At 63.2% G+C, this 12,975-nt stretch carries 8 protein-coding genes; 3 read left to right on the top strand and 5 right to left on the bottom strand.

The window, feature by feature from the left end; genetic code table 11:
• The first annotated feature begins 84 nt into the window (after positions 1–84).
• The 3 genes from JOD47_RS12810 to JOD47_RS12800 are packed head-to-tail and all read left to right on the top strand — an operon-like array spanning position 85 to position 3,104.
• Entirely contained in the window at positions 85–756 is a 672-nt protein-coding gene (locus JOD47_RS12810; RefSeq protein WP_204534791.1) for a winged helix-turn-helix domain-containing protein, read from the top strand.
• Positions 753–1,988, top strand: a complete 1,236-nt coding sequence (locus tag JOD47_RS12805) for an MFS transporter (RefSeq protein WP_204534790.1) — start codon at positions 753–755, stop codon at positions 1,986–1,988. The genes JOD47_RS12810 and JOD47_RS12805 overlap by 4 nt, the downstream gene beginning before the upstream one ends.
• 39 nt (positions 1,989–2,027) lie before the next feature.
• Entirely contained in the window at positions 2,028–3,104 is a 1,077-nt protein-coding gene (locus JOD47_RS12800; protein WP_204534788.1) for a Gfo/Idh/MocA family protein, read from the top strand.
• Positions 3,105–3,187: 83 nt separating this feature from the next.
• Here the strand turns inward: JOD47_RS12800 and JOD47_RS12795 are convergent, their stop codons facing one another.
• The 5 genes from JOD47_RS12795 to purH all read right to left on the bottom strand — a co-directional run bounded on the left by JOD47_RS12795 (position 3,188) and on the right by purH (position 12,926).
• Positions 3,188–4,180 carry a bile acid:sodium symporter family protein gene (locus JOD47_RS12795; protein WP_204534787.1) on the bottom strand — a complete coding sequence of 331 codons (993 nt, stop codon included), beginning with the start codon at positions 4,178–4,180 and terminating at the stop codon, positions 3,188–3,190.
• A 126-nt stretch (positions 4,181–4,306) separates the two neighbouring features.
• Positions 4,307–7,543 (bottom strand): beta strand repeat-containing protein, encoded by a 3,237-nt coding sequence (locus JOD47_RS17545; RefSeq protein ID WP_239548100.1) that lies wholly within the window; start codon positions 7,541–7,543, stop codon positions 4,307–4,309.
• An 89-nt stretch (positions 7,544–7,632) separates the two neighbouring features.
• Complete coding sequence (locus JOD47_RS12785) at positions 7,633–8,847, bottom strand: hypothetical protein (protein WP_204534786.1); 1,215 nt, start codon at positions 8,845–8,847, stop codon at positions 7,633–7,635.
• A 171-nt stretch (positions 8,848–9,018) separates the two neighbouring features.
• Positions 9,019–11,238 carry an NADP-dependent isocitrate dehydrogenase gene (locus tag JOD47_RS12780; RefSeq protein ID WP_204534785.1) on the bottom strand — a complete coding sequence of 740 codons (2,220 nt, stop codon included), beginning with the start codon at positions 11,236–11,238 and terminating at the stop codon, positions 9,019–9,021.
• Positions 11,239–11,309: 71 nt separating this feature from the next.
• Complete coding sequence (gene purH / locus JOD47_RS12775) at positions 11,310–12,926, bottom strand: bifunctional phosphoribosylaminoimidazolecarboxamide formyltransferase/IMP cyclohydrolase (protein WP_204534784.1); 1,617 nt, start codon at positions 12,924–12,926, stop codon at positions 11,310–11,312.
• Positions 12,927–12,975: the final 49 nt, after the last annotated feature.

The raw sequence follows: 12,975 nt of genomic DNA, 5'->3' as shown, positions 1-12,975 counted from the left end.
CCGCACTCCCGCGGCCGGGGATTTCTTTCTCCCGTTTCTAAAGACTTGTTGCTAAAGCTTTCTTTAGGATGCAACACTGTTGTCATGACCAACGACGACGGCGCTGCCCCTTTCTCCCCCGGCGTCACCTATCGTGGCCCCGCAGATGAGCAGGTCGTCAGCGACCCGGTCCGCATCCGTGCGTTGGCGCACCCCGTCCGGCTTGAGTTGCTCGACGTCCTGGATGACCAGGGAGAGGCAACAGCAACCGAGTGCGCAGCGGCGACCGGTGAATCCGTTGCCAGCTGTTCCTACCACCTGCGGATACTCGCCAAGCACGGTTACATAGAGAAGGTCGATCGGCCCGGCCGCGAGAAGCCCTGGAAGACCGTGTCTTCCAGCCGTTCACAGGTGATCGACCGGAATGCCGCGGGTTCGGTTCACGCAGTATCAGCGATGGCCGGCATTCACGTTCACCGCCAGTCCGACCGCATCCAGTCCTGGCTGCAGCGGGCGCCGCAGCTGCCGGTGGAGGACATCGACGTTTCGTCCGTCATGGGCTCAAGCTTCTATGCCACCCACGAGGAACTCCGGCAGTTCCGGGATGACCTCCTGGAACTCAGTCGCCGTTTCGACGGACGCTGGCAGCACGCCGGGAATCGCCCTGAAGGGTCGGTTCCGGTTCAGCTCTTCGCCGTCCTCAACATCGATCCTGACCGCGGCGGAGTCGCGAAAGCCCGAGAGACAGGCGGATCCGCCGTCGGGGACGATCAGTGAGCGCCGGGGTCGAAGAACCACATGCCCAAGCCGTCGGCACCAACCGGGACGTGCTGCGGATTCCCGCCTTCCGCCGCCTCGGGCTCGCCTGGGTCTTTTCCAACTTCGGCGACTCCGCGCTCTATCTCACGGCCGCCATCTGGGTGAAGCAGCTCACCGGTAGCGACGCGGCTGCGGGACTGGTCTTCGCCGCCCTCGGCCTGCCCGCGTTGCTGGCACCTCTGACCGGGCAGCTTGCCGACCGGTTCCGACGCATTCCTGTACTGACCGCGACCAACGTGGCTGCCGCCGTCGTCGTACTGGCTCTGCTGCTGGTGCGCTCCGCGGACCAGGTGTGGCTGATCTATCTGGTGATCTTCATCTACGCCAACGCGTCCTACGTGACATCAGCGGCGCAGTCCGGGGTTCTCCGCGACTTGCTCGAGGACCGGCTGCTTGCTCCCGCCAACGGCCTGCTGAGCAGTGTGGACCAGGGGCTGCGCATTGTGTCGCCCCTGATCGGCGCCGGGATTCTGGGGCTGTGGGGAATGAACTGGGTCGTGGCGATGACCTGCCTGTCCTTCCTCATCGCTGCGCTCGTTCTGAGCCGCCTCCGCCTGCGCGAAGCGGTGCACTCCCATGAGCCGGATTCGTTCTGGGCAACCAGTACGGCGGGCTTCCGCTTCCTGCTCGGCCACGCGCTGCTGCGCCCGGCGCTGCTCACGCTGGTGATCGCGGTAGGCGCCACGGGCGTCCTCAACGTCACCATCTTTGCGACGGTTGATCAGGGCCTCGGCCTGCCGCCGGAGTTCCTCAGTGTTCTGATCAGCTGCCAGGGCGTCATGTCGGTGGTTGGCGGATTGACTGCCAGCGCGGTGATCAGGCGCGTCGGCATTCCGCGCACCATCGTCGTCGGCATCCTGCTGCTTGGCGTCTCGGTTCTTGGCTCAGGGTCCACTCTTTTGTCGGTGGTTCTCGGCTCCACCGTGCTGCTGGGACTCGGGGTTCCATGGGCAATCATCGCGTTCGTGACGCTGCGTCAGCAGGAAACTCCGCCGTCGATGCAGGGACGGACGTCTGCGGCAACCAACATGATGATCAATGTCCCCCAGGTCGGGGCATCGATGCTGGCAGCTGCGCTGCTGGGCCTGGTCGACTACCGGACGCTGGTCCTCGCTATGACCGCGCTGTGCCTGGCGAGCGTGGGCCCGTTGGTCCTCCGAAGGCGCGCCGCGGACGTACCGGCGGCGTAACGGGTGGACTGGCCCTCCCGCATTGGGAAGTATGAGGGGATGACGACAAACCTCCGTTTCCCTGTGCCCCCGTGCGTCGCGCCGGACGCGCCCTCGCCTTTCGCCGCAACCGGCGCACCGCTGCGCTGGGGCGTGGTTGCCACCGGCGGCATCGCACGCAAAGTGACCGAGGATATTGCCCGCCTTGAGGACGCGGTGCTGCAGGCGGTGAGTTCGCGGCTGGAAGAACGGGCGCGCACCTTCGCGGACACGCACGGCTTTGCAACCGTGCATTACGACGACGGCGGCTCCCGCGGTTTCGAGCGGCTGGCTGAGGATCCGGACGTTGACGTCGTGTATGTAGCGACCCCGCATGGCCAGCACTACGAGGTGTGCAAGGCCCTGCTTTCGGCAGGCAAGCACGTCCTGTGCGAGAAGGCGTTCACCGTCAACGCACGGGAAGCGGAGGAGCTCATCAACCTGGCCCGGGAGAAGCGGGTGTTCCTCATGGAGGCAGTGTGGACGCGTTTCCTCCCGAGTGTGAACAGGGCCTGGGACATCATCCATTCGGGTGAGCTCGGCGACATCCGCTGGGTGCAGGCGGATCTTGGCTTTCCAGCCGCCTACAATCCGGAGGCCCGCCTCTGGGATCCTCTTGCAGGCGGAGGCGCACTGCTGGACCTCACCGTCTACCCGTCCACGTGGGCACTTGGTTCGCTGGGCTTCCCCACCTCGGTTGCAGCCGAAGGCACACTGAACGACGACGGCGTGGACGCGCAGAACGCGCTGACCCTCACCTACGCGAGCGGCGCGCAGGCCCAGCTATCGTCGTCGTTATTGGCATCCGGGCCCAGCCAGGCCACTGTCGCCGGCAGCAAGGGCTGGCTGCGCACGTCCGCACCGCTCCACAATCCGCGGGAACTGTACGTGCATCCGCACGGCGGTGAAGCGCGGGTTGAGAAATTCGAGCAGGCAGGGAACGGGTACGCCTACGAACTGCGCGAAACGACGCGGTGCATTCAGGAGGGACTCCTCGAAAGCCCCACCATGCCGCTTCAGCACACGCTCGACACCATGCGGATGTTCGACGGCGTTCGGGCCCAGCTGGGCCTCCGGTACGCCAACGACGACCGGTAGCGGCTCGGAAGCTCCGTGAGTTCGCAGGACACACCCCTTATCCCGCGGGAAAAGGGGTGTGTCCTGCCGAATCAACGTGGGGATTAGCTCGCGAGGTTCGTTTCCGGTGCTGGGCGCTGCGTCTCCCCGGCTGCACCGCGGCGTCGCCAGTAGGCTGCCAGGAGCGCGCCCGAGACGTTGTGCCAGACCGAGAAGATCGCTGCCGGAAGAGCTGACTCCGGAGTCATGTGAGTCCGGGCCAGACCCGCCGCGAGGCCTGAGTTCTGCATTCCGACCTCGACTGCCGTGGTGCGCCGCGCCGGAACAGGCAGCTTGAAGAGCCGTGCCGCTGTGTAGCCGAGCGCGTAGCCAAATCCGTTGTGGAGGACTACTGCCAGCAGTACGAGCAGGCCCGCGGAGAAGATCGCCTCGGCGCTCAAACCGACTACTGCCATGACCACCAGCGTGATCGCGGCGACAGAGATCCAGGGCAGCACGGGGAGCGCTGCTGCCACGAGACGAGGCAGGAGCAGGCGTGCTGCCAGTCCGAGTGCCACGGGAATCAGCACGATCTGGACGATGGACCATGCCATGGCGCCGGCGTCGACCGGTAGGTATTGTCCGGCCAGCCAGAGGGTCAGCAGCGGGGTCAGGAGCGGAGCAAGCAGCGTCGACACAGTGGTCATGGCGACCGACAGCGCTACATCCCCCTTGGCAAGGTAGGACACAACATTTGATGCCGTTCCGCCGGGGCAGCATCCAACGAGGATCACACCGGCTGCCAGCGCGGGCGGCAGTCCGAGCACGGAAACCACCAGCAGTCCCAGCAGCGGCATCACCACGAACTGCGCAATGACGCCGATGACCACCGGAATCGGTCGCCGGGCGATCATTGCGAAATCCGGCGGGGTCAGCGTCAGGCCCATTCCAAACATGATCACGCCGAGAAGAGGGTTGATAGCCGGCGCGAGGCCGGTGAACGCCGTCGGCATCATCAGCGCGATGGCGCCGCCGCCCAGGACGAGCAACGGAAAGATGGTGACGGCGATGCGGGCGTTGCGCTCCTCAGCGGACGCAGCGGGGTGTTGCGATTTCATGTTTCAAGAAGTAACACGAGCGTTTCACCGCCGTCGCATCCGGCCCGGGATTGTTACGAGAGGCACCTAATGCAGGCGTGGCGAATGGCCGGAGCCACGTGGACTCCGGCCATCGCCTCGTTCAACCTAGATGCGCGCGGTACTAGTCCGACGCGATACCAGGGCGACACCGCATCCCAGCAGCAGGCCTCCCATCAGAAGTAGCACCGATGAATCGACGCCGGTCTGCGCGAGGCTGCCACGGGCGGGGTTGCCCGATACGGCGTTCATGTCAGCGGCCGGGCTTGAACCAGCACTGGCCATGACGCCGGTGCTCGCCAGAACCACCGTGGACTCAGCGATCATGCCGCTGTCCGCAGCAGTGTTGCCACCCTGAGCCCCGTTACCGGGAGTACCACTCTCATTACCTGGAACAGCAGGGCCACCGGTCGTGGGAGAGTTCTCCTCACCGGGGGTCACCTCGTCACCGGGTGTCATCTCATCACCGGGCGTCGTTGGGAAGCCAGGTTCAGCGGGCGAGCCCGGGTTCTCAGGATTTACCGGAGTCACAGGATCGGTCGGGTCCTCAGGGTTCACCGGAGTCACCGGATCGGTCGGATCCTCAGGATTTACCGGAACAGAAGGACCATCTGCGGCAGATCCGCAATCGGACGAGTTGCTGTCGCCAATGACCGAGATTGAGTTGCAGCCAACGTTGATAGGAACGATGACACCGAGGTCAACTCCGATGTCACCGAGGAGACCGTCGTCATTGGTTCCCTCGGAACCACCGTTGCCGGTATCACCCGAGGTCGCGCCGCCAGCAGCAGACTCAGATCCGTCAGTCGACGAATCACCGATCACCGAAACCGCGTTACCGCCAACATTCACCGGAACAACCGCATCAACGTCACCAACAACGTTCCCGAGCAGACCATCATCGTTCATGCCTTCGGTGCCACCAGCGGCAGCATCACCCGACGTCGCGCCGCCAGCAGCAGACTCAGAACCGCTGGTCGAGGAGTCACCGATCACCGACACCGCGTTCCCGCCGACATTCACAGGCACAACCGCATCAACGTCACCGACCACGTCACCGAGCAGACCACCGTCGTTGGCACCTTCGGAACCACCAGCAGCAGCATCACCACTGGTCTCACCGCCGGCAACAGACTCAGATCCCGTCGACGAGGAGTCACCGATCACGGAGACCGCGTTCCCGCCAACATTCACCGGCACAACCGCATCAACGTCACCAACAACATCGCCAAGCAGACCATCGTCGTTCGTACCTTCGGAACCACCAGCAGCAGCATCACCACTGGTCTCACCCCCGGCAACAGACTTGGTTCCCTCAGTGGACGAATCACCAATCACCGAAACCGCGTTCCCACCGACATTCACCGGCACAACCGCATCAACGTCACCGACCACGTCACCAAGCAGACCGTCATTGTTGGTTCCCTCGGAACCACCGTCAGCAGCATCACCACTTGTCTCACCGCCGGCAGCAGACTCAGAACCACTGGTCGACGAATCACCGATCACCGACACCGCGTTCCCACCGACATTCACCGGCACAACCGCATCAGCGTCACCAACAACGTCGCCAAGCAGACCATCATCATTGGTTCCCTCGGAACCACCGTTGCCGGTATCACCCGAGGTAGAACCTTGGGCACCCGAATCAGCGCCACCGGTCGAGGAGTCACCGATCACCGACACCGCGTTACCGCCTACATTCACCGGCACAACCGCATCAACGTCACCAACAACGTCGCCAAGCAGACCATCATCATTGGTTCCCTCGGAACCACCGTTGCCGGTATCACCCGACACCGAACCCTGGGCTCCTGAATCGGAACCCGTCGACGAGGAGTCACCAATCACCGACACCGCGTTCCCACCGACATTCACCGGCACAACCGCATCAGCGTCACCAACAACGTCGCCAAGCAGACCGTCGTCGTTGGCGCCTTCGGCTCCACCAGCAGCAACATCACCCGACGTCGAACCGTCAGCCCCTGAATCGGAACCCGTCGACGAGGAGTCACCGATCACAGAGACCGCGTTACCGCCCACATTCACCGGCACAACCGCATCAACGTCACCAAGCAGACCATCATCATTGGTTCCCTCGGAACCACCGTTGCCGGTATCACCCGACACCGAACCCTGGGCACCTGAATCGGAACCCGTCGACGAGGAGTCACCGATCACAGAGACCGCGTTACCGCCCACATTCACCGGCACAACCGCATCAGCGTCACCAACAACGTTCCCGAGCAGACCATCATCGTTCATGCCTTCGGTGCCACCAGCAGCAACATCACCCGAGGTTTCACCGCCAGCAGCGGACTCGGAACCCGTCGACGAGGAGTCACCGATCACCGACACCGCGTTCCCACCGACATTCACCGGCACAACCGCATCAGCGTCACTAACAACGTTCCCCAACAGACCATCATCGTTGGCACCTTCGGCTCCACCAGCAGCAACATCACCCGAGGTTTCACCGCCAGCAGCAGACTCGGAACCCGTCGACGAGGAGTCACCGATCACCGACACCGCGTTCCCACCGACATTCACCGGCACAACCGCGTCAACGTCACCAACAACGTTCCCCAACAGACCATCATCGTTGGCGCCCTCGGAACCACCAGCGGCAACATCACCCGAGGTTCCACCGCCAGCAGCGGAGCCAGAGCCAACTGTCGACGAATCACCAATCACCGACACCGCGTTACCGCCAACATTCACCGGAACAATCGCATCAACATCAGCAACAACGTCACCGAGCAAACCGTCATCGTTGGTTCCCTCAGCACCGCCGGTCGCGACATCACCCGAGGTAGAACCCTGGGCAGCAGAGTCAGCACCACCGGTCGAGGAGTCACCAATCACCGAAACAGAATTCCCGCTGACATTTATGGGAGCGACAGCGGCGACGCCTGCAGCGATATCGCCGACCAGACTTTCACTCGAAGAGGTCACCGCTCCACCGCCGGTGGATGTGCCAGTGGCCGAGGGGTCCGAGCTGGTCGAGGAAGTATCCCCCACTACGGCGATCGAGTTTCCACTCACATTCACCGGAACGACTGCCTCTACGGCTGCGGTCACGTCACCCACGAGGGTGCCTTCCGAACCGGTGATTCCAGCAGGATCGCTGCTGTTAGCGGCGACTCCATCCGATGACGAAGTCGACCCCTCAGAGGAGGCGTCCCCGATCACCGAGACGGCGTTGCCGCTCACGTTGACGGGCGCTGCGACATCGCCCAGTACCGTTATGCCGGTCTCATCGGCTGACGCCGCCCCGGCGCCAAGGACGAGAATGCCCCCGGCGAGGAGGAATACTTTGATTCCTCGTTGTATGCAGGTATGCATGATTCATTTCTCCTGAATTGATGTTTTGATGACGCATACACGCGCCACATTGACCGTTCGCCGCCCGTCAAAGGGCAGCCGACGGCTCATCAATCAGGAGTTGAACCAGGGTCGAAGGTTGGGCCGGAAGGCAGCGCAGCAAGATAGCCGGACTGCGGTGAGCCCGCAGAGGAAAGTACAAAATCGAAGGAGAACTGCGCGTTAGTCGCGTAGGGGCTTCCCGACCCTACGGAGCCTGAGCCGATCACCCCGGTGTTGGCGCTACCTGGACTAACACCCAGGGGGCCTGCTGGCTGCTGGTGGTCTACCGACGCGAAAGATGGGAATCCCTGAAGCTCGTGCACCGCACCCTGCGACAGCCGGGCGCCGCTTGGTGTGGCAACAGTTCCCTCCTCGACCGCGACAGCTGGCGGAGCTTGCGGGAGGGGCGCATTCTGGGTCGTTACATCGACGCTCAGCTCGACCGGAGCCTTCAGGGCGGCCGCGCGAAGCTCGTCACTTGAACTGTCACTGTCAACCACCGACGGCTCGGCAGCAACTTCGGTCGGCACCACTTCGACGACGTCCGCCGGTTCGACGACGTCGGTCGGTGCGATTACGTCGGCCGGTTCGGGAAGCGCCACGACAGGAACAACGGGCTTCACCACGGGATCAACTACGTCGATGACCGGATCGATGACCGGACTCACCACCGGCTCGACGACGTCGACAACCGGATCAACTACCTTGACAACCGGACTAACAACCGGCTCAACTACGTCAATCACTGGGTCAACTGTCCGGACAACGGGCTCGATCACCTCAACGACCGGGGTCACCACCTGCTGGACAGGCTGCAGAACCGGCGCAACCGTGGAATCCACGACCTCCAGCACAGGTTGGGTAACAGCGGTTGTTGTTCCCTGAGGAACAACAACATTCACGATCGGTGTTTGCGATAACCCGGCATCGATCAGCTGGGTGGCCGGTGCAACCACTTCGACGACGTTCAGGTTTCCGACGTTCTCGGGCACGCTGCTGACAACGTCTGAGACGGCGGGAAGTTCGATGGTCTGGTTCGACGACGTCGATGCTGTTGCAGCCGGCTTGGGAGTGAGCGGCGCGGCGACATCTTGAACAATGGCTTCCACGGGAGTCGTAACCGACTCGACCACAGAAGTGACAGATCCGAGGGAGGTGAGCTTGCCGTCGTCGTCAGCTATTGCGGTTCCTGCTGAAAGAGCGAGCCAGCCCAGCGCGCCACCGGCGCTAATAAGAGAAATCCGCACGGCGGCAGCAGCAGAACGGCGAATGCGCCTATTCATCTGTCACCACCCCCTGTGGATCGCTACCTCGTCGTTAAGGTAAGCATGCCTTCCATTCGAAGTAAATGCCTCTCCGGATGGGCGCGGTCCGAAATTCGGCGAGAAATTAACGGCGAAGGCCCCGTACTCGTGCTGATCAAGCGCGAATACGAGGCCTTCCCTGAACCGGCCTTAGCCGAGAGTCGAGAGGACTTCAGTGAACTTTTGTGACGGGCGCATCGCGGCAACCACCTTGGTGATATCCGGGTGGTAGTAGCCGCCGATGTCCACAGGTGTTCCCTGCACTGCGAGCAGTTCCGACAGGATGGTGTCTTCGTTGGACGTCAGCTGCTCCGCCACTGCGGAGAATGCCGATGCCAGTTCAGCATCCTCACTCTGCCCGGCCAACTCCTTGGCCCAGAACTGTGCCAGGTAGAAGTGGCTTCCGCGGTTGTCGATTTCGCCGACCTTGCGGCTCGGTGACTTGTTCTCCAGCAGGAAGGTAGCGGTGGCGCGGTCCAGCGTGTCCGCCAGGATCTGGGCACGCGCATTTCCTGCGGTGGTGGCCAGGTGCTCGAAGCTGACCGCAAGCGCAAGGAACTCGCCGAGGCTGTCCCAGCGCAAATGGTTCTCACGGACGAGCTGCTGCACGTGTTTCGGAGCGGAACCACCCGCACCTGTCTCGAACAGACCGCCGCCGTTGATCAACGGGACGATGGAAAGCATCTTGGCGCTGGTACCCAGCTCGAGGATCGGGAACAGGTCGGTGAGGTAGTCACGCAGGACGTTTCCTGTGACGGAAATGGTGTCTTCGCCCCTGCGGATCCGTTCGAGGGAGAATGCGGTTGCCTTCACCGGCGAGAGGATCTCCAGCTGGAGGCCCTCGGTGTCGTGTTCCTTGAGGTACTCGTTCACCTTGGCGATCAGGTTGGCGTCATGCGCGCGCTCCGCATCAAGCCAGAACACGGCCGGTGTTGCTGATGCACGGGCCCGCGTGACCGCGAGCTTGACCCAGTCCCGGATGGCGACGTCCTTGGTCTGGCACGCACGCCAGATGTCCCCCGGCTGGACCTCATGCTCGATCAGGACGTTGCCGGAATTGTCGACGATCTGGACCTTGCCTGGCGTTTCGATCTCGAAGGTCTTGTTGTGGCTGCCGTATTCCTCAGCTGCCTGAGCCATGAGGCCGACGTTCGGCACGGTGCCCATGGTGGTGGGATCGAAGGCCCCGTTGGCGCGGCAGTCGTCAAGCACTACCTGATAGATGCCCGCGTAGGAGCTGTCCGGCAGCACCGCGAGGGTGTCTGCCTCTTCTCCGTCCGGACCCCACATGTGGCCGGAGGTCCGGATCATTGCGGGCATGGAAGCGTCGACGATGACGTCGCTCGGAACATGCAGGTTGGTGATCCCCTTGTCGGAATCCACCATCGCCAGCTTCGGTCCGTTTTCGATGCCCTTGCGGACGGCGGCTTCCACTTCCTCACGCGTGCCGGACGGCAGCTTCTCGAGGCCGCTCAGGATGGAGCCAAGCCCGTTGTTGGGGCTGAGTCCTGCTGCATGGAGCTGATCGCCGTAGGCCGCAAAAACCTCGGGCAGAAATGCGCGGACAATGTGGCCGAAGATGATCGGGTCTGACACCTTCATCATGGTGGCCTTCAGGTGTGCAGAGAAAAGCACGCCGTCGTTCTTCGCCCGCTCAACCTGCGCAGCGAGGAACTCGTCCAGCGCGGCGGCACGCATGACGGTTCCATCGATGACCTCACCGGCGAGGACCGGGAAGGCCTTCTTCAGCACGTTCACGGTGCCGTCCTGCGCAACGTGCTGAATGGTCAGCGAGTCATCGGACTGCATGACGACTGACTTCTCGTTGGACCGGAAGTCGCCGTCGCTCATGGTCGCCACGTTGGTCTTCGAATCAGCTGACCAGGCGCCCATGGTGTGCGGATTCTTGCGGGCATAGTTCTTCACCGACTGCGGCGCGCGGCGGTCCGAGTTGCCTTCACGAAGCACCGGATTGACCGCTGAGCCCTTGATCTTGTCATACCGGGCACGGACGTCGGATTCCTCGTCGCTGGAGGGGCTGTCCGGGTAGTCCGGCAGCGCGTAGCCCTGCCCCTGAAGCTCTGTGATGGCGGCTTTCAGCTGCGGTACCGAAGCGCTGATGTTGGGCAGCTTGATGATGTTGGCTTCGGGCTTGGTGGCCAACTCCCCCAGCTCCGCCAGCGCGTCACCGATGCGCTGTTCCTCGGTCAGGTGATCGCTGAACGTCGCAATGATGCGCCCGGCCAGCGAAATGTCGCGGGTCTCCACCTCCACACCGGCCGTCGACGCGAAAGCCTCAATGATCGGCAGGAAAGAATACGTGGCCAGCATGGGCGCTTCGTCGGTGTGGGTATAGATGATTTTAGCCATGGTGAGGCGTCTCCTGAGGGCTCTTCTTGTGCTGAGTCTGTTGGTGCTTCAACTTTGTCTAACGTACCGGTTTAGTGGAAGAAGTGGCGTGCGCCGGTGAAGTACATGGTGATGCCCGCGGCATTCGCCGCGTCGATGACTTCCTGATCGCGCACCGATCCTCCCGGCTGGACAACGGCGCGCACACCGGCGTCGATCAGGATCTGCAGGCCATCCGCGAACGGGAAGAACGCGTCCGACGCCGCCACCGCACCACGTGCGCGCTCGTTCCCCTCACCCGCGAGCGAGTTAGCCCGCTCCACCGCCAGCTTGCAGGAATCCAGCCGGTTCACCTGTCCCATTCCGACGCCGACGGCGGCACCGTCGCGGGCGAGCAGGATTGCGTTGGATTTCGCGGCCCGGCAGGCGGTCCAGGCGAAAGCGAGGTCCGCGAAGGTTTCAGAATCCGCTGCCTCGCCTGCGGCAAGGGTCCAGTTTCCGGGGGTATCGCCGTCGGCGTCCACCGCATCGGTGACCTGGATGAGGACGCCGCCGGAGACCTGCCGGATCTCGGTCGGGTAGCGGTCATAACCCTCGGGCAGTGCGAGCAGGCGGATGTTCTTCTTCTGCGAAAGGATTTCCACTGCTTCGGGCTCAAATCCGGGAGCGATGACAACCTCGGTGAAAATGTCCTTCACCGTCCGGGACATTGCTGCCGTTACCGTGCGGTTGGCTGCGATGACCCCGCCGAACGCGGACACAGGATCGCACGCGTGCGCCTTGGCATGGGCGTCGGCAATGGGATCTGCAGCGGCTGAGGAACCGACCGCAACACCACAGGGGTTGGCGTGCTTGATGATGGCGACGGCAGGTTCGCTGAAGTCATACGCGGCACGCAGCGCGGCATCGGCGTCCACGAAGTTGTTGTAACTCATCGCCTTGCCGTGCAGCTGATCCGTCTGTGCGATTCCAACGGGTGCCGCCCGGTCGACATACAGCGCTGCCTGCTGATGCGGGTTCTCGCCGTAACGCAGCACCTCAGAGCGCTCCAGCGCCAGGCCGGCATAGGCAGGCCAGTCGATCAGGCCGTCGTCGTCCTCATCCTGGAACTGGGTTGCCGTCCAGATAGCGACCGCGTTGTCATAGGTGGCTGTGTGAGCAAAGGCGCGGGCGGCCAGCTGCCTGCGAGTCTTCAGGTCAAAGCCGCCCTCGCCGGCGGCACGGACAACACTGCCGTAGAACGACGGATCCACCACGATGCTGACGGCGGCATGGTTCTTGGCTGCCGAGCGCACCATCGCCGGGCCGCCGATGTCGATCTGCTCGACGACGTCGTCCGCTGAGGCGCCCGACTTCACCGTCTCAACGAACGGGTAAAGGTTGACCACTACCAGTTCGAACGCTTCGATCTCCATCTCGGCGAGGGTGTCCATGTGGGCCGGGACGCGGCGGTCCGCAAGGATCCCGCCATGCACGCGCGGGTGGAGCGTCTTCACACGGCCATCCAGCATCTCGGGAGATCCGGTGACCTCCTCGACCTGCTGCACGGGGATGCCCGCGGCCGCGATGGTCTTGGCCGTGGACCCGGTGGAAACAATGCGGACTCCGGCGCTGTGCAGACCCTGAGCGAGTTCCTCCAGCCCGGTCTTGTCATAGACGGAAATCAGCGCGCGGCGGATCGGAACACGGTCAAGGTTGGGCAAAGTCACGCAGGTCTCCAGGGGAACGAGTGCTGTGGGATCTTTCCCAGTCTAAAAC

Source organism: Arthrobacter tumbae (assembly GCF_016907495.1).
GTDB classification, from domain to species: Bacteria; Actinomycetota; Actinomycetes; order Actinomycetales; family Micrococcaceae; genus Arthrobacter_D; species Arthrobacter_D tumbae.
The sequence above is the reverse complement of the archived record's forward strand: the minus strand, read 5'-3'. Positions and strand labels throughout refer to the sequence as shown.